This is a genomic window from Mesorhizobium sp. M0184, assembly GCF_040322215.1.
Taxonomy (GTDB): Bacteria; Pseudomonadota; Alphaproteobacteria; order Rhizobiales; family Rhizobiaceae; genus Mesorhizobium.
On sequence record NZ_JAMYSZ010000027.1, the window covers coordinates 18,398 to 35,417 of the forward strand.

Here is a 17,020-nt window from a genome sequence, read left to right on the forward strand (position 1 = left end):
GGCGCAAGGAATTGCTGTCGCAACCGAACGCCGACCTCTGCAGCCGGAACCAACCTGCCGTCCTGATTGACGAAACCTGGTCAACCCCGGCAGCGGGATCGCCAATAACGGCATTTGGCTCGCGCTGGTTCCAGGCTTGGCACCGGCAGGCCCGAGGCATCCGCGTCAAAAGCCGAAATCGATTTTGAAAAACTCTACGAAAAACAAAGTTGTAGAACGACAGGTAGGTGCAAATTGAGAGCTCGTCACTCTCGCACGATGGCCGTAACTCTCGCGTGATGAACCCACATTCCTGCCGGATTGGTGCCCGGCGGCCTTAGTCGATATCGGCCACCGTTTCGCCGGCGCCACCCTCGATCCGCTGCGACAGTGAGGCTTCCATGAAATCATCGAGGTCGCCGTCGAGCACGCTCGACGGGCTGGTGCTCTCGACACCGGTGCGCAGATCTTTCACCAGCTGATAGGGCTGCAGCACGTAGGACCGTATCTGGTGGCCCCAGCCGATATCGCTCTTCGACGCTTCCGTGGCGTTCGCCACGGCTTCGCGCTTCTTCAGCTCTTCCTCGTAAAGCCGCGAGCGCAACATTTCCCACGCCTTGGCCTTGTTCTTGTGCTGGGAGCGCTCCGCCTGGCAGGCGACCGCGATGCCGGTGGCGAGATGGGTGATGCGCACGGCCGAATCGGTGGTGTTGACGTGCTGGCCGCCCGATCCCGACGACCGATACGTGTCGATACGGACGTCGGATTCGGAAACGTCGATGTCGATCGTATCGTCGATGACGGGATAGACCCAGACGCTGGCGAAGGAGGTGTGGCGGCGCGCATTGCTGTCATAGGGCGAAATCCGCACGAGACGATGCACGCCGGATTCCGTCTTCAGCCAGCCGTAGGCGTTGTGGCCCTTGATCAGCAGCGTGGCGGACTTGATGCCGGCTTCTTCACCGTCATGCACTTCCAGCACTTCGACCTTGAAGCGGCGGCGCTCGGCCCAGCGCGTATACATGCGCAGAAGCATCGAGGCCCAGTCCTGGCTTTCGGTGCCGCCGGCGCCGGCATGAACTTCCAGATAGCTATCGTTGGCGTCCGCCTCGCCCGACAACAGCGTTTCGATCTGGCGCGCCTTGGCCTCGCCGCGCATCGAGCGGATCGCCGCTTCGGCCTCCGCGATGACGCCCTCGTCGCCCTCTTCCTCGCCAAGCTCGATCAGGCCGATATTGTCTTCCAGGGCCTGGGTGAGGCCTTTGACCGCGGCAATGCCTTCCTCGAGGCCCTGACGCTCGCGCATCAGCTTTTGCGCTTCCAGCGGCTCGTTCCAGAGGCTCGAATCCTCGGCACGGACGTTCAGGTACTCAAGCCGCTTTATGGCTTGGTCCCAGTCAAAGATGCCTCCTCAGCAGGGTGATTGCCTGCCTGATCTCGTCGACAATGTTTTGCGTTTCCGCGCGCATGGCTGGCTGTTCTGTCCTGTTGCTGGATGGCGGCTTGATGGCGCGATACATAGGGACGGCACCGGCCCCTGTAAAGCGGAATGGGCCGGCTCGACCATGATCGTCAAGCCGGCCCGACCTGATGTAGCGATTGTCAGTAGAGCCCGCCGCCGCCCGACTGGATGGCCTGGTTGGCCTGCGGCGACAGCGCTCCGCCGGTGGCGTTGGAGCCGTCCGCACCCATGCCGATCACCCAGTAGCTGTCGGCGGGACCGGTACCCGGCTTGAAGGCTTCGATGATGGTTCCGGCATCGCCCGCGTTGGCCCGCATGCCGGTCTTGCGATTGATCGCAATCAGCTTCATGCCTTCCGGAACCTTGAAGTCGACATTGGGCGTGCCGTCCAGCGCCACGCGCATGAAATCCTTGAAGATCGGCGCGGCAAGGCCGCCGCCGGTCGCGCCCTTGCCAAGACCGTTCGGCTGATCGTAGCCCATATAAAGGCCGACAACGAGGTTCGGCGTATAGCCGATGAACCAGGCATCCTTTTCGTCGTTGGTCGTTCCGGTCTTGCCGGCGATGTGACGGCCGAGCTCGTTGATGGTGGCGCCGGTACCGCGTTGCACGACGCCCTCCATCATCGATGTGATCTGGTAGGCGGTCATCGGATCGAGCACCTGCTCGGAGTTGTCGACCAGTTCCGGCTCTGGCTGGTCCTGCCACTCGGCGGCATTGCAGTTCGAGCAGCCGCGTTCGTCCTGCCTAAAGACGGTCTTGCCGTAGCGATCCTGGATGCGGTCGATCAGCGATGGCTTGATCGACTTGCCGCCATTGGCCATGATCGAATAGGCCGACACCATGCGCATCACCGTCGTCTCGCCGGATCCCAGCGCCATCGGCAAATACGGCGCCAGGTGGTCGTAGACGCCGAAACGCTCGGCATATTCCACGACCAGCTTCATGCCCATGTCGTTGGCAAGCCGCACCGTCATCAGGTTGCGTGATTTCTCGATGCCGGAACGCAAGGTCGCTGGGCCGGCCACCGTTCCGTCGTAGTTCTTGGGCGTCCAGGTCGTGTTGCCGCTCTGGATGGTGATCGGCCCGTCCATGATCACCGAGGCGGGCGTATAGCCATTGTCGAGGGCGGCGGAATAGACGATCGGCTTGAACGACGATCCCGGCTGGCGCATGGCCTGCGTCGCCCGGTTGAACTCCGACTGCGCGTAGGAGAAACCGCCGACCATGGCCAGGACGCGTCCGGTATGCGGGTCCATGGCGATCAGGCCGCCTTCCACTTCGGGAACCTGGCGCAAGCTGTAGCTGTTGTCCGAGCCGTCGTTCTTCTGCACGAAAATCACGTCGCCCCGCTTCAGCACGTCGGCGGGCGACTTCGCCTTGACGGTCCTGCCGTCGACCACGTGGCGCATGGCGAAGCTCATGTCTTCCTTGCTGACGGTGCCTTCGACGCGGTCCTTGACGATTTCGCCGGAGATCTGGCGCGTCGGCTGCAGGCCGATGGACAGGCCGGTGGCCGAGCTGTCGAGCACGACGGCGAGCGACCATTCCGGCACGTCCTCCAACCGCTTGACGTTGCCCAGCGGCACACCCCAGTCGCCGGAAACGTCGATGCTCGTGACCGGCCCGCGGTAGCCGCGCAGCGTGTCGAACTTCATAAGTCCGTTCTGCATGGCCTTGCGGGCAATCAGCTGCATCTTCGGATCGAGCGTCGTGCGGACGGAAAGGCCGCCCTCGTAGAGCGCATTCTCGCCATAGCGCGCGATGATCTGGCGACGCACTTCCTCGGTGAAATACTCCCCGGCGAAGAGATAGTTGCCGGTGCGGCGCGGCGTGACGCCGAGCGGCTCGGCCTTGGCCTTCTCGCCTTCCTCATGCGTGACGTAACCGTTCTCGACCATCTGGTCGATCACCCAGTTGCGGCGCTCCAAGGCGCGATCGGCATGCTTGAAGGGATGGTAGTTGTTCGGCCCCTTCGGCAGAGAGGCGAGATAGGCGGCTTCGGCCACGGTGAGCTCGTTCACCGATTTGTCGAAATAGGTTAGCGCAGCACCGGCGACGCCATAGGCGCCGAAGCCGAAGAAAATCTCGTTGAGATAGAGCTCGAGAATGCGATCCTTCGAGTAGGCCTGCTCGATGCGGAAGGCGAGGATCATCTCCTTGATCTTGCGCTCGTAGGTCTGGTCTGAAGACAACAGGAAGTTCTTCGCCACCTGCTGGGTGATGGTCGAGGCGCCGACCTGGCGCTTTCCCGAGCCAACATTCTGCAGGTTGACGACAATGGCCCGGCCAAGGCCGGTCACGTCGATGCCGGGGTGATTGTAAAAGTTCTTGTCCTCGGCCGACAGGAAGGCCGCCTTGACACGGTCCGGGATCGCCTGAATCGGCAGATAAAGCCGCCGCTCACGCGCATATTCGGCCATCAGCGCGCCATCCGACGCGTGGATGCGGGTCGTCACCGGCGGCTCGTATTTGGCCAGCACCTCGTAATCGGGCAGGTCCTTCGACAAATGGCCGATATAGATCGCCACGCCCGCCGCGACCAAAAGGGCCAGCGTCGTGCCGATGCCGAAGAAATAGCCAATGAGACGAATCATACCCGCTCCAGTCCTTGGTTCGGGAATTTCCTAAACGAAGCCGCCCTTCACGCAAGCTTTCGGGACGATCCCAAACCGTAATCGCAAAATCCATGTCGCGACCATGTGGGCAAAATACGGCAGCGCGGGATTTCGGTTTCGAATGCCGGAAATAAAAGCACAGGGTGTTGTCGCCGTGCAACGCTGCTTCAGGTTGTGGGCGCCGGCGGACATTTCAGCCTCCGGCCCCCGTTCCGCTCCTGGCCGAAGCAAACAGGGCAACGGCGTTGGTTATGCTCTGGGTCGCCTTGTTGCGCCAATCGGCGCTGAGCAATTGCGCTTCGTCCTTGGCGTTCGACAGGTAGCCGAGTTCGACCAGCACGGATGGAACGTCCGGCGCTTTCAGCACCTTGAAGCCGGCAGAACGCTGCGGGTTGTTGATCAGACCGACGCTGGTGGAAAGCTGTCCGACGAGAGTATGGGCGAAGCTCATCGAAAAATTATGCGTCTCGCGGCGGATCAGGTCGATCAGGATATCGGTCACTTCCTTGCTGTCGTCCTTGATCTCCATGCCGGCGAACTGGTCGGAAAGATTTTCACGGTCGGCAAGCGCCTGCGCCTCGGGATCGGAAGCCTTGTCGGACACGGTGTAGACCGTTGCGCCGCGAATGCCCTTGAGGCTGATCGTGTCGGCATGGATCGAGATGAGCAGGTCGGCCTCATGCTGGCGGGCAATGCGCACGCGGTCGTCGAGCCGCAGGAACACGTCGGTCTCACGTGTCAGGAACACGTCGTATTTGCCGCCGGCGGCGAGCTTGTCGCGCAGTTCCATGGCGAAGGCGAGCGTCACGTTCTTCTCGACCGTCCCGTTCAGGCCCTCGGCGCCGCCGTCGATGCCGCCATGGCCGGGATCGATGACGACGGTGAAACGATGGCCCGGATTGGAGACCGGCCCGGTACCGACCCTGCCGGCCTTGTCGGCGGAGACCGTCGAACCGGTGGTCAGCGCCTGATTGGCGAGCGCTGCGTCGAATTCCCGCTGCGAGGCCGCCGACATGTCGATGGCGATGCGGTAGCCGTTGCCGTCATCGTTCTTGAGCACGTCGAGATTGTCGACGGCGAACGGTCCCTTGCCGGTGAGAATCAGCCGCGATTTCCCCTCGCCGAGCCCGCCGTAACGCACGGCGCGGACAAGCCCGCGCGGCTTTACATCCTTGGCATTGAGGGCAAATCTGGTGGCCGGCAGATCGATGACCAGACGATTGGGGCCGCGCAGCAGGAACCATTTGATGTCGGGCTCGCGGTCGAAATTGATGACGATGCGCATCTTGGTGGCATCGCCGGCCATCTTGTAGCTTGTGGCGCCGAGCGGTACGTCGGCAGCACGCGAAAGCGGCGAAAAGACCAGGCAAGCCAGGATCAGCGGCAGCAGGCAGGCGGTGCGGAAGAACCAGCCTCCATGATGACGGCCCTTGTCTGCGAAGCCTGCCAGTCCCATCTTTCTACCAATCGCTCCCGTTGGCGTCATGCCCGATCGCTTGTCGAAATGCCCTATCGCTTGTCAAAGTGCTGGCAGGCCGCGAACTCGATTAACGATTGGTATCCAGAGAAGGTTAACCAAGCCTTTTCATGGAAGGCTTGGGACCGGGGCTTCCGCTGCGGAACGGCTTTTTGCCGGCATCGGGAATCGGGGTTGCCTTCCAACCCGCCAAATCATAAAAGCGATGGTGGATCACTGCAATCCTGGAACCGTCCTCCTCCGCAGCTTCCTGCTACAGGTCAGACGCAAGACGGCTCCTTTCGCTTCAGGCGAAGAAGGCATCGGTGATCGCGACGATTTTCGCAGGCGTGCTCCCGTGGCGGGGGAATCGCCTGCGTGAGCAAAACGGCCGGGATTGTCCCGTGCCGGCTCTGTATGAGCAAACAAGCTGGTCCGGTTTTTCCCGGGCTTTGGTTCAAAAGGTTCTGCTGGTGACGATGGCTTCAAGCGCAATCATGGAAAGGTCCGCAACAAACCGCGCCACTACGGCTGCGGGCGGCACCGCCATGGCGCTCAGGCAGCGGCCGGCGGACGTTCAATTGTCCGGCACCCATGTTCCAGGTCCACGGCAGCGGGCAGTGTCCTGCAAGCTGCGGCCGACGGCTGCCGGGAGGAAACGAAATAATGCCCAACAAAATGCTGATAGACGCCTCCCACCCGGAGGAAACACGCGTTGTCGTCGTTCGCGGTAACCGTATTGAAGAATTCGACTTTGAATCCCAGGACAAGAAGCAGCTCAAAGGAAATATCTATCTCGCCCGCGTAACGCGCGTCGAACCTTCCCTCCAGGCAGCCTTTGTCGAATATGGCGGCAACCGTCACGGTTTCCTCGCCTTCAGTGAAATACATCCCGACTACTACCAGATTCCGGTCGCCGACCGTCAGGCGCTGCTGCGTGCGGAAGCCCAGGAAGCCCAGGACGACGAGGACGAGGAAGCCGCCGAAGGCGAGGACCGCCAGAGCCGCGACCGTGGCAAGCGCGGACGCCGGCGCGGCGGCAAGAGCCGCGACCGCGGCGAGCACAGGCGCGAGGCAGGCGCGGCCGACGGTGAGAATAGCGAGAACGGCGAAGGTGCCGTCGCAGAAAAGCTGGATGCCGTTGCCGACAACACCACGTCCGACACTGCCGGACAGAGCGAGGATGCCGCTGGACAGAGTGAAGAAGTCGCCGATAGCGGCGAGACCGAGCCTTCCGAAGGCGGATCGAGTTCCATCGCTGCCAGCGTCGATGCCGACGTAATCTCCGAAGCCGTCCCGCAAGTCGAGACAAGCGGGGCCGAGACAAGCGGCGAAGCGACGTCCGAAGACAATGATCGCGGCATGCTGGAGGAGGTCCAATCCTCGCATCCGGACGATCACGAGATCGAATCGGTCGGCGCTGAAGACGCGCTCGAAGAAGTACGCAACCGCCGCAAGCCGGTGCGCCGCCAGTACAAGATCCAGGAAGTGATCAAGCGCCGGCAGATCCTGCTGGTGCAGGTCGTCAAGGAAGAGCGCGGCAACAAGGGTGCAGCGCTGACCACCTACCTGTCACTGGCCGGCCGCTATTCGGTGCTGATGCCGAACACGGCACGCGGCGGCGGTATTTCGCGCAAGATCACCAATGCGCAGGACCGCAAGCGGCTGAAGGAAGTGGTCGCCGATCTCGAAGTGCCGCAAGGCATGGGTGTCATCCTGCGTACGGCAGGCGAAAGCCGCACAAAGGCAGAGATCAAGCGCGACTACGAATATTTGATGCGGCTTTGGGAAAACGTCCGCAATCTGACGCTGCAATCCACGGCCCCTGCCCTGGTTTACGAGGAAGGCAGCCTGATCAAGCGCTCGGTGCGCGACCTTTACAACAAGGATATCGACGAGATCCTGGTTTCCGGCGAAGAAGGCTACCGCGAGGCCAAGGACTTCATGCGCATGCTGATGCCGAGCCACGCCAAGGTGGTTCAGCCGTTCCGCGACACGACGCCGATCTTTGTGCGCAACGGCATCGAAGCGCAGCTCGACCGCATGCTGCAGCCGCAGGTGACGCTGAAGAGCGGCGGCTACATCATCATCAACCAGACGGAAGCGCTGGTCGCCATCGACGTCAATTCGGGCCGTTCCACCAAGGAGCACTCGATCGAGGACACCGCACTTCACACCAATCTGGAAGCCGCCGAGGAAGTCGCCCGGCAATTGAGGCTGCGCGATCTCGCCGGCCTGATCGTCATCGACTTCATCGATATGGAGGAGAACCGCAACAACCGCTCCGTCGAGAAGCGGCTGAAGGATCACCTCAAGAACGATCGTGCCCGCATCCAGGTCGGCCGCATCTCGCATTTCGGCCTGATGGAGATGTCGCGCCAGCGCATCCGTGCCAGCGTGCTGGAATCGACCATGAAGCCTTGCCCGCATTGCGGCGGCACCGGCCATGTGCGCTCCGATTCGTCGGTCGCGCTGCTGGTGGTGCGGGCAATCGAGGAATTCCTGCTCAAGGATTCGCGCAGCCACATCACGGTGCGGACGCCGGCGGCGACCGCGCTCTATGTGCTCAATCACAAGCGCGGCACGCTGGTGGAATTCGAGCACCGCTTCGGCGTGACCATCACCATCGAAGCCGATGACGCGGTCGGTGCACAACACTATGCCATCTTCCGCGGCGCGCTGGCCGAAAAGCCGGAAGGCTTTGTCGAGGCGCGCACGTTCCCGGCCTATGTTGAGCCGGAAGAACCCGAGGACGAGATCGTCATCGAAGAGGAAGACGAGGCACCGGTGCAGGCCGAGCAGCCACGCCCTGCCCAGCAGCCGCAGCAGCCAAGGTCCGGCGAGGACGGCGAAGGCCGCGATCGCAAGCGCCGCAAGCGCCGCAGACGGCGCGGCGGCAAGGATCGTGAACACGGGGATCGTGAACACGGGGAACGCGAACATGGCGATCGCGAGCATGGCGCTGCTGTGGAAGGTGCTTCCGTTTCGGCGCCGATAGACGATGCCTTCGTAGCCGCCGGCGATCAAGGCGCCGAAGCGGAACGTGAAGCGCCGGCCGGTGTTGCCGAAACGGCGGAAGCGGCGGACGACGGTCACGGCAAGAAGCGCCGGCGCGGCAAGCGCGGCGGCAAGCGCAATCGCCGTGAGGACGGCGAGGACGGCTTGGAAGCTGCCCCCGGCGAGCCAGCCGCCATGACGGAAGGTGCCGTGTCGGAAGAAGAGCCCGTAACCGGCGAGCCGGAAGGTGCGCCGCCGGCCGAAGAGCTTGCGGTGCTCGCTCCGGCGAACGACGACATGCCGAGCGCCGAAAAGCCAAAGAAGCCGCGCCGTACCGCCAAGCCGAAGAAAGTTGCGGCGGAAGCAGTTGCCGAGATTGCGGGCGCCGAGACATCGGCTGCCGAGGCCGCCTCCGTGGCTTCCGGCGAGACCGCTGCGCCGGCTTCGCAGGAGACTGAAGTGGCGGCTGCCGAGGAAACGCCGAAGGTCCGGCCGTCGCGGCGCAAGCCGGTACCGGTGGATGCTCCGGTCGTGCCGGTCGTCTCCTCGATCGTCCCGGACGAGGCAAAGACCGACGAGGCAAAGACCGAGGAAGCAAAGGCCGAGGACAAGCCGAAGCGTGCCGGCTGGTGGCAACGGAAGGGCTTTTTCTAAGCCTTTCCGTGCATTAGCCAGACTTTCTGATTAAAAAAAAATCCCGCGCTGCCGATCGGCTGCGCGGGATTTTTTGCCCCAATTCGGGCGACAGGCACCAGAGCGGAATGCATTCAAATTGAATGGGGCATTCCGCTCTAACTGTTTGTTTTGCCGCATTTGTGCGGACGCCAAATGATTCCATTTGGCTGCAAAATGCTTATGGCGCGAAGATCGACCAGTTCATCGTCTTCGCCAGTTTTTCCAACGCGATCGAGCCCAGCCTGGAATTGCCGTTGGCATTAAGGCCAGGGGACCAGACGGCAAGCGAGGCGACGCCCGGCACGATCCCCAATATGCCGCCGCCAACGCCGCTCTTGCCGGGAATGCCGACGCGGAAAGCGAAGTCGCCGGAGCCGTCATAGTGGCCGCAGGTCAACATCATCGCGCCGATACGGCGGGCGCGCTCTGCCGAGACGACGGAATGCCCGGTCGCCGGGTTCTTGCCGCCATTGGCAAGGAAACGGCCGGCCAGGGCCAGTTGCCGGCAGCTCATGGCGATAGCGCAATGGTGGAAATAGACGCCCAGCGCCAGTTCCGGCGCGTGATTGAGATTGCCGAACGATTTCATGTAATTGGCAAGCGCGAAATTGCGAAAGCCGGTGGCGCGTTCGGACGCCGCGACCTCGCGGTCGATGATGATGGTGTCGTCATCGGCCAGGAACTGGATGAAGCGCAGGATCTCGCCGATCGCCTCGCGCGGCTGATGGCCGGCAAGCAGGATGTCCGAGACCACGATGGCGCCGGCATTGATGAATGGATTGCGCGGAATGCCGTTCTCGTGCTCGAGCTGGACGATCGAGTTGAACGGATTGCCCGAAGGTTCGCGCCCAACCCGCTGCCACAGCGCGTCGCCGACATTGCCGAGCGCCAGCGTCAGCGTGAACACCTTTGAGATGCTCTGGATCGAAAACGCCTCGTCGGCATCGCCTGCGGTCAGCATGCGGCCGTCATTGGTCACCGCGGCAATGCCGAATTTTTTCGGATCGATCTTGCCGAGCTGGGGGATATAGCTGGCGACGTCGCCGCGATCGGTACGCTCCGCCATTTCGGCAGCGACCTCGCGCAACGCATGTTCAAGCTGTGGCGCCTGTTCAAGTTGAGGCGCCTGTTCAAGCTCCGGCATCGTCGCCCCCGCTACTTCAGCCAGCGTTCGATACGCGCCATCGCCTCGACCATGTCGTCGTGGCTGCCGGCGTAGGAAAAGCGCATCGTGCGATGGCCTTGCAGCGGGTCGAAATCGCGGCCCGGCGTCGCCGCCACATGCGCCTCGGCCAGCATCCTGCGCGCAAACGCCATGCTGTCATTGGTGTGCCTGGTGACGTCGCAGAAGGCGTAGAAGGCGCCGTCCATGGGCGCGGCCAAAGCAAAGCCGAGCTCCGGCAGGCGTTGCATCAGGAGCTCGCGGTTCCAGGCATAGCGCGCCTTCACCGCTTCCAGCTCTGGCGTCGCCTTGAACGCCTCGATCGCGGCAATCTGGGACAGTTCGGGCGGCGAGATGTAGAGGCTCTGGGCGATGCGCTCGATTGGCCGCACCAGTTCCTGCGGCAGCACCATCCAGCCGATGCGCCAGCCGGTCATGCAATAATATTTCGAGAAGGAATTGATCACCGTCACATCCGCGCCGAAAGCAAGCGCCGTCGTGTCGGGCGCCGCATAGGCCAGCCGGTGGTAGATTTCGTCCGAGATGACGGCGATGCCGAGCTCTTGCGCCGTCTCGACCAGCGCCTCGAGATCGCCGGCGGGGATGACCGCGCCGGTCGGGTTGGCCGGGCTGGCGAACAGCACGCCCTTCAGCGGTTTTTCGCGATGCGCGGCTTGCAGGTGCTCGGCATGCAGATAGGCGGCGCCGTCCAACTCGATCTCGGCGATGTCGATGCCGAGCGCGGCCATGATGTTGCGATAGGCAGGATAGCCGGGCGCAGCGATGGCGACGCGGTCGCCTGGATCGAACATTGCCAGGAAAGCGAGGTTGAAGGCAGCCGACGATCCGGTGGTGACGGCTATCCGCTCGGGCGAAACGTCAAGCCCGTAGTGCTCGCCATAATGCGCCGCGATCGCCTTGCGCAGACCGGCGATGCCCAGCGCGTCGGTATAGCCGATGCGGCCTGCTTTCAAGGCATTGGCCGCCGCTTCGCGAACCCCGGCCGGCGCCGGATCGGAAGGCTGGCCGACGGCCATGGAAACGACCGGCAGGCCCTTGGCTTTCAGCCGATTCGCCTCGGCCAGGATGTCCATGGCATGGAACGGTTCGACCGCGCCGCGGCGCGAAAGCGAAACAACCATTTTTCAATCCACCACACTTGTCCGCACGTGCCGGCCATGCTGGCCGCGCCGCACAAATGCCCGATTGGTGTGGGGATCACAAGTTCGGTAAGTTTAGGCTGCCGACTTTTCATCCTTCGCCCACTCGTCTACCAGTGGACCTGCCATGTTGAGCCGACCCAAATCGACGATCGCCAGGACAGCGCGCGCCCTCGCGACGCTTTCGCTTGCCGCGGTGGTCGCCATGGCCGGCTCGGTCAATGCTTTTGCGCAGAATGTGCCGGTTGTGCGCGATGCCGAGATCGAGGCGCTGGTGCGCGATTACGCGCGGCCGATCTTCAAGGCGGCGGGCTTGTCGGGCGACGCCATCAACATCGTGCTGGTCAACGACCAGAGCTTCAACGCCTTTGTTGCCGGCCGCCGCCTGTTCATCAACACCGGCGCGCTGATGACGGCCGAAACGCCCAACGAGATCATTGGCGTCATTGCCCACGAGGCCGGCCATATCGCCGGCGGACACCAGCAGAAATTGCGAGAACAGCTCGAGCGCGCCAAGACGATGGCGATCCTGGCGACGCTGCTTGGCGCCGGCGCCATGGTGGCCGGCGCCACCAGCAACAGCCGCGGTCTCGCCGGCGCCGGCATGGGCGTGGTGGCCGGCGGCGGCGAGATGGCGCAACGCAGTATCCTCGCTTATCAGCGCACCGAAGAGATGACCGCCGACCGTTCGGCGATCACCTATCTCAATGCAACCGGCCAGTCCGGCATGGGCATGCTGAAGACGTTTGGCCGCTTCCAGAACGCATTGTCGCTCTCGGGCGCGCAAGTCGATCCCTACAGGATCAGCCATCCGATGCCGCAGGAGCGTATCGCCAATCTCGAAGTGCTGGTGAAGCAGAGCCCTTACGTCGACAAGGTCGACCCGCCGGCACTGCAGCAGCGCCACGACATGATGCGCATCAAGATCGCCGCCTACATGCAGGGCCAGGCGGCGGCGTCGCGATTGATGCGCAAGAACCCCGGCAGCCTCGCCTCACGCTATGGCGACGCGCAGATGACCTATCTTTTCGGCAATCTGGCGTCGGCGCTCACCAAGACCAACGCGTTGATCAAGGAACAGCCGAAAAATCCCTATTTCCAGGAATTACGCGGCGACATCCTGATGAAGGCGAACCGGCCGAAGGATGCGGCGGACGCCTATGCCAAGTCGGTCAGCCTCGATCCGGCGCGATCGGGGCTGCTGCCGGTCTCTTACGGCCAGGCGCTGATGGCGATCGGCACGCAGGATTCGCTGAAGAAGGCGGTGGCGCAGATCAACACCGGCCTCGGACGGGATCGCGAAAACGCCGCCGGATACCGCTATCTGGCACAGGCTTACGGGGAACTCGGCAACATCCCGGCCGCCGAGCTTGCAACCGCCGAAGGGCATTTCTATTCCGGCGACTACAAGAATGCGAAGATCTTCGCCATGCGGGCGCAGCAGAGCATGAAGCGGGGCGAGCCGGGCTGGCTTCGCGCGCAGGACATCATAAACTACGCACCATCAGGTAAGAAGAAGTGAACCTTTCGGACGCAGGCTGCGACACAGCCAAAGCGAGCGGACCCGAACACAGGCAAGAGGATCGAGGATCATGACCAAGGCAATTCTGCTGGGCACTACCGGAGTGGCAGCGGCTCTCGCCATGCTGGCGTTCGGCTTCGTCGCCGGCAATCCGCAGACGGCGAAGGCCGGCACGGCACAGCTTGCCCAGACGGCACCCTCGGGTACCAAGCTCGACCGTGCCGAAGTCGAAGGCATCGTCCGCGACTATCTCCTGAAGAACCCGGAAGTGCTTCTGGAGGCCCAGCAGGCACTCGAGGCCAAGCAGAAGGAAGAACAGCGCGTCGCCAGTCTCGGCGTCATCAAAGACGCCAAGGACCAGATCTTCAATTCCTCATTCGACGGTGTTGTCGGCAATCCGAACGGCAAGGTCACCATCGTCGAATTCTATGATTATAATTGCGGCTACTGCAAACGCGCCATCGACGACATGCGCGCGCTGACCAAGGCCGATCCGGACCTGCGCTTCGTACTCAAGGAGTTCCCGATCCTCGGCCCGGATTCGCAGAAGGCGAGCGTCGTCTCGATGGCCTTCCATTTGATGAAGCCGGAGAAATACGGCGAATTCCACAATGCGCTGCTCGGCGGCCAGGGGCGCGCCACCGAGGCGGCGGCAATCAAGTTGGCACTGTCGCTCGGCGCCGACGAGGCGGCGCTGCGCGAAAAGATGAAGGACCCGAGCATCACCGAGGCTTTCTCCAAGACCTATGACCTCGCCACCAAGCTCGCCATCACCGGAACGCCGTCCTATGTCGTCGGCAACGAGGTGGTGTTCGGCGCGCTTGGCCAGGAAGTGCTGGCCGAAAAGATCGAGGCGGCGAAGGCCGCGCTCTGATCAGCATTCGGGTTTCGATTAGGCTGCGGGTTTCCGGCACGGGCCGTTTTCCGGCTGTTGTGGACGGCGAAAGAACGCACTTGCGCTCTTTTCGCCAGCGTCTATGCCCATTATAGAGGGTCCGGCGCGCCGGCTTAGCCGCGCCGGGAAAGGTCGGCATATTTTGAAAACGGTTTTCGTCCTGAACGGCCCCAATCTCAACGCGCTCGGCAAGCGCGAGCCGGGCATCTATGGCGACAAGACGCTTGCTGCGATCGCCGACGACTGCAAGCAGGCAGGTGCCGCACTTGGGCTGGAGATCGATTTCCGCCAATCGAACCATGAGGGCGACCTCGTCGACTGGATCCAGGAGGCCGCCGACAAGGCCGCCGCGATCGTCATCAATCCGGGCGCCTACGGCCATACCTCGATCGCCATTCACGATGCCATCCGCGCCGTCGCGCCGCTGCCGGTCGCTGAGGTGCATCTCTCCAACATCCACGCGCGGGAACCATTCCGCCACGTCTCCATGGTCGCGCCGGTCGCCGTCGGCATGATCTGCGGGTTCGGGCCGCTCGGCTACACGCTGGCGCTGCAGGCGCTGGCTGCACGCCTATGACCGGCCAACAAACAGAAGGCTCGAAAATGTCGATAAAGAAGAACGGTGTTGACCAGCAGCTGATCCGCGATCTGGCGGGCATACTGAACGACACCAACCTGACCGAGATCGAGGTCGAGCTGGGCGATCTGAAGGTGCGCGTCTCGCGGCAGGCGCCGGCCGTCCATGCGGTCGCCGCAGCTCAGCCGGCCTATGCCCCGGCAGCCGCGCAGCCCGCGGCAGCGGCCGCCCCGGCGACGCCCGACTTGTCGAAGAACGCCGTCGCCTCGCCAATGGTCGGCACCGCCTATCTGGCACCGTCGCCCGACGCCAGGCCGTTCATCGAAATCGGCCAGAAGGTCAAGGAAGGCCAGACGCTGCTGATCATCGAAGCAATGAAGACGATGAACCAGATCCCCTCGCCGCGCGCCGGCACGGTGACGGCGATCCTGTTTGAAGATGCGCAGCCGGTCGAATATGGTATGCCGCTCGTCGTGATCGAGTAGAGCCGGGAACAGGCGAAAGATGTTCCAGAAAATCCTGATCGCCAATCGCGGCGAAATCGCCCTCAGGGTGCTGCGCGCCTGCAAGGAGCTCGGCATCCAGACGGTGGTGGTGCATTCGACCGCCGACGCCGACGCCATGCATGTGCGTCTCGCCGACGAGAGCGTCTGCATCGGCCCGCCGCCGTCGCGCGACAGCTATCTCAACATCCACCAGATCGTCGCCGCCTGCGAGATCACCGGCGCCGACGCGGTGCATCCCGGCTACGGTTTTCTGTCGGAGAACGCCAAGTTCGCCGACATCCTCGCCGCGCACAACATCACCTTCATCGGCCCGACCGGCGACCATATCCGCATCATGGGTGACAAGATCGAGGCCAAGCGTACCGCAAAACGCCTCGGCATTCCCGTGGTGCCCGGCTCCGACGGCGCGGTCACCGAGGACAAGGAAGCCAAGCGCATTGCCGCCGCGATCGGCTACCCCGTGATCATCAAGGCGTCGGCCGGCGGAGGCGGGCGCGGCATGAAAGTGGCGCGTAGCGAGGCCGATCTCGAGGTGGCGCTGCAGACGGCACGCTCGGAGGCGGGTGCGGCCTTCGGCGACGACGCAGTCTATATCGAGAAATATCTGCAGAAGCCGCGCCATATCGAAGTGCAGGTGTTCGGCGACGGCGCCGGGCGCGGCGTGCATTTCGGCGAGCGCGACTGCTCGCTGCAGCGCCGCCACCAGAAGGTCTGGGAAGAAGCGCCCTCGCCGGCGCTCAATGCCGAGGAGCGCGCGCATATTGGCGGCGTCTGCGCCAGGGCGATCGCCGATCTCGGCTATTCCGGCGCCGGCACCATCGAATTCCTCTATGAGGACGGCGAGTTCTATTTCATCGAGATGAACACGCGCCTGCAGGTCGAACATCCGGTGACCGAGGCGATTACCGGCATCGACCTCGTGCACGAGCAGATCCGCGTCGCCTCGGGCGGCGGGCTTTCGGTGCGCCAGGAGGATATCCGCTTCCACGGCCATGCCATCGAATGCCGCATCAATGCCGAGGATCCGCGCACCTTCACCCCCTCGCCGGGCACCATCACCCATTTCCACACGCCGGGCGGCCTCGGTATCCGCGTCGATTCCGGCGTCTATTCGGGCTACAAGATCCCGCCCTACTACGACAGCCTGATCGGCAAGCTGATCGTGCACGGCCGCAACCGCGTCGAATGCATGATGCGGCTGCGGCGCGCGCTCGACGAATTCGTCGTCGACGGCATCAAAACGACGCTGCCACTGTTTCGCGACCTCGTTGGCAACGCCGACATCGCTAATGGCGACTACGATATCCACTGGCTGGAAAAATACCTGGCCGAAGGCGAGTGACACAGGGGCGAAGCGATGACCCGTCCCTACGCACCCGGTTATCGCATCCCGACCGACCTTTTGCTCAAAGCCTATGCCTCCGGCGTCTTCCCGATGGCCGAAAGCGCCAATGACCCCGAAGTATTCTGGGTGCGGCCGGAGACGCGCGGCATCATTCCGCTCGACGGGTTCCACATACCGAAAAGCCTGAGAAAGACGATCCGCAAGAACCTGTTCGAGTTCCGCATCGATTTCGACTTCGAGGCGACGATCGAGGCCTGCGCCGAAAGGCGCGAGGAACGTCGGTCGACCTGGATCAACGCGCCGATCCGCGAAGCCTATATCGAGCTGCATCGGATGGGCCATTGCCATTCGGTCGAGGCCTGGCACAACGACCGATTGGTCGGGGGGCTCTACGGCGTATCGCTCGGCCGCGTGTTCTTCGGCGAGAGCATGTTCGCCAGGGAGACCGACGCGTCAAAGGCCTGCCTGGTTCACCTCGTCGAACGCCTGAAGGCGCGTGGCTTTGCACTGCTCGATACCCAGTTCACCACCGAGCATCTCAAACGCTTCGGTGCAATCGACGTGCCGCGCGGCAAGTACGAGAAGATGCTGGCCGAGGCGCTGAAGGGCGAGGCCGTGTTTTTTCCATAACCTGGAATGGTTCATCGTTTCACAGAAACGCAATTC

At 63.0% G+C, this 17,020-nt stretch carries 13 protein-coding genes; 7 read left to right on the forward strand and 6 right to left on the reverse strand.

Annotation, left to right across the window (positions count from 1 at the left end):
* Positions 1 to 316: 316 nt before the first annotated feature.
* From prfB to NKJ23_RS26170, 4 genes are all read right to left on the reverse strand, one after another.
* Positions 317 to 1,448, reverse strand: a protein-coding gene (gene prfB / locus NKJ23_RS26155; RefSeq protein WP_352451084.1) for a peptide chain release factor 2 whose coding sequence is annotated in 2 segments (ribosomal slippage) — positions 317 to 1,381 and positions 1,383 to 1,448 — 1,131 coding nt in all. Because the reading frame shifts where the segments join, the coding sequence is not laid out codon by codon here.
* A 133-nt stretch (positions 1,449 to 1,581) separates the two neighbouring features.
* Positions 1,582 to 4,038: a penicillin-binding protein 1A gene (locus NKJ23_RS26160; RefSeq protein WP_352683332.1), complete on the reverse strand. Its 2,457-nt coding sequence runs from the start codon at positions 4,036 to 4,038 to the stop codon at positions 1,582 to 1,584.
* Between the two features lie 30 nt (positions 4,039 to 4,068).
* On the reverse strand, positions 4,069 to 4,251 hold the full coding sequence (locus tag NKJ23_RS26165; RefSeq protein ID WP_352457449.1) for a hypothetical protein: 183 nt from the start codon (positions 4,249 to 4,251) through the stop codon (positions 4,069 to 4,071).
* 1 nt (position 4,252) lies between these two features.
* Positions 4,253 to 5,515, reverse strand: a complete 1,263-nt coding sequence (locus tag NKJ23_RS26170; protein ID WP_352683334.1) for an N-acetylmuramoyl-L-alanine amidase — start codon at positions 5,513 to 5,515, stop codon at positions 4,253 to 4,255.
* 666 nt (positions 5,516 to 6,181) lie between these two features.
* Between NKJ23_RS26170 and NKJ23_RS26175 the strand changes: the two genes are divergently transcribed.
* Positions 6,182 to 9,166 carry an Rne/Rng family ribonuclease gene (locus NKJ23_RS26175; RefSeq protein ID WP_352683336.1) on the forward strand — a complete coding sequence of 995 codons (2,985 nt, stop codon included), beginning with the start codon at positions 6,182 to 6,184 and terminating at the stop codon, positions 9,164 to 9,166.
* Between the two features lie 199 nt (positions 9,167 to 9,365).
* Here the strand turns inward: NKJ23_RS26175 and NKJ23_RS26180 are convergent, their stop codons facing one another.
* Together NKJ23_RS26180 and NKJ23_RS26185 are read right to left on the reverse strand one after the other, a co-directional pair.
* Positions 9,366 to 10,331 carry a glutaminase gene (locus NKJ23_RS26180; RefSeq protein WP_352683338.1) on the reverse strand — a complete coding sequence of 322 codons (966 nt, stop codon included), beginning with the start codon at positions 10,329 to 10,331 and terminating at the stop codon, positions 9,366 to 9,368.
* Positions 10,332 to 10,342: 11 nt separating this feature from the next.
* Positions 10,343 to 11,491 (reverse strand): pyridoxal phosphate-dependent aminotransferase, encoded by a 1,149-nt coding sequence (locus NKJ23_RS26185; RefSeq protein WP_352683340.1) that lies wholly within the window; start codon positions 11,489 to 11,491, stop codon positions 10,343 to 10,345.
* A 145-nt stretch (positions 11,492 to 11,636) separates the two neighbouring features.
* On the opposite strand from NKJ23_RS26185, the gene NKJ23_RS26190 reads away from it, so the two are divergent.
* The 6 genes from NKJ23_RS26190 to aat all read left to right on the forward strand — a co-directional run bounded on the left by NKJ23_RS26190 (position 11,637) and on the right by aat (position 16,984).
* Positions 11,637 to 13,031: a M48 family metalloprotease gene (locus NKJ23_RS26190; protein WP_352472763.1), complete on the forward strand. Its 1,395-nt coding sequence runs from the start codon at positions 11,637 to 11,639 to the stop codon at positions 13,029 to 13,031.
* A gap of 70 nt (positions 13,032 to 13,101) precedes the next feature.
* A complete protein-coding gene (locus NKJ23_RS26195) occupies positions 13,102 to 13,905 on the forward strand; it encodes a DsbA family protein (protein ID WP_352683343.1) in 804 nt (267 codons plus the stop codon).
* A gap of 163 nt (positions 13,906 to 14,068) precedes the next feature.
* Positions 14,069 to 14,503 carry a type II 3-dehydroquinate dehydratase gene (aroQ, locus tag NKJ23_RS26200; protein ID WP_352683345.1) on the forward strand — a complete coding sequence of 145 codons (435 nt, stop codon included), beginning with the start codon at positions 14,069 to 14,071 and terminating at the stop codon, positions 14,501 to 14,503.
* Positions 14,504 to 14,529: 26 nt separating this feature from the next.
* Positions 14,530 to 14,988 (forward strand): acetyl-CoA carboxylase biotin carboxyl carrier protein, encoded by a 459-nt coding sequence (gene accB / locus NKJ23_RS26205; RefSeq protein ID WP_352451093.1) that lies wholly within the window; start codon positions 14,530 to 14,532, stop codon positions 14,986 to 14,988.
* Positions 14,989 to 15,007: 19 nt separating this feature from the next.
* The gene (accC, locus tag NKJ23_RS26210; RefSeq protein WP_023674822.1) at positions 15,008 to 16,351 is read left to right on the forward strand and encodes an acetyl-CoA carboxylase biotin carboxylase subunit; all 1,344 of its coding nucleotides are present in this window, start codon (positions 15,008 to 15,010) and stop codon (positions 16,349 to 16,351) included.
* Between the two features lie 15 nt (positions 16,352 to 16,366).
* Positions 16,367 to 16,984, forward strand: a complete 618-nt coding sequence (gene aat, locus NKJ23_RS26215; protein WP_023674821.1) for a leucyl/phenylalanyl-tRNA--protein transferase — start codon at positions 16,367 to 16,369, stop codon at positions 16,982 to 16,984.
* Positions 16,985 to 17,020 lie beyond the last annotated feature (36 nt).

Excerpts from the sequence above, each read along its gene's own strand:
- NKJ23_RS26160 (WP_352683332.1), bottom strand. The coding sequence starts at position 4,038 with ATGATTCGTCTCATTGGCTATTTCTTCGGCATCGGCACGACGCTGGCC.
- NKJ23_RS26165 (WP_352457449.1), bottom strand. The coding sequence starts at position 4,251 with ATGTCCGCCGGCGCCCACAACCTGAAGCAGCGTTGCACGGCGACAACA.
- NKJ23_RS26170 (WP_352683334.1), bottom strand. The coding sequence starts at position 5,515 with ATGGGACTGGCAGGCTTCGCAGACAAGGGCCGTCATCATGGAGGCTGG.
- NKJ23_RS26175 (WP_352683336.1), top strand. The coding sequence starts at position 6,182 with ATGCCCAACAAAATGCTGATAGACGCCTCCCACCCGGAGGAAACACGC.
- NKJ23_RS26180 (WP_352683338.1), bottom strand. The coding sequence starts at position 10,331 with ATGCCGGAGCTTGAACAGGCGCCTCAACTTGAACAGGCGCCACAGCTT.
- NKJ23_RS26185 (WP_352683340.1), bottom strand. The coding sequence starts at position 11,491 with ATGGTTGTTTCGCTTTCGCGCCGCGGCGCGGTCGAACCGTTCCATGCC.
- NKJ23_RS26190 (WP_352472763.1), top strand. The coding sequence starts at position 11,637 with ATGTTGAGCCGACCCAAATCGACGATCGCCAGGACAGCGCGCGCCCTC.
- NKJ23_RS26195 (WP_352683343.1), top strand. The coding sequence starts at position 13,102 with ATGACCAAGGCAATTCTGCTGGGCACTACCGGAGTGGCAGCGGCTCTC.
- accB (WP_352451093.1), top strand. The coding sequence starts at position 14,530 with ATGTCGATAAAGAAGAACGGTGTTGACCAGCAGCTGATCCGCGATCTG.
- accC (WP_023674822.1), top strand. The coding sequence starts at position 15,008 with ATGTTCCAGAAAATCCTGATCGCCAATCGCGGCGAAATCGCCCTCAGG.
- aat (WP_023674821.1), top strand. The coding sequence starts at position 16,367 with ATGACCCGTCCCTACGCACCCGGTTATCGCATCCCGACCGACCTTTTG.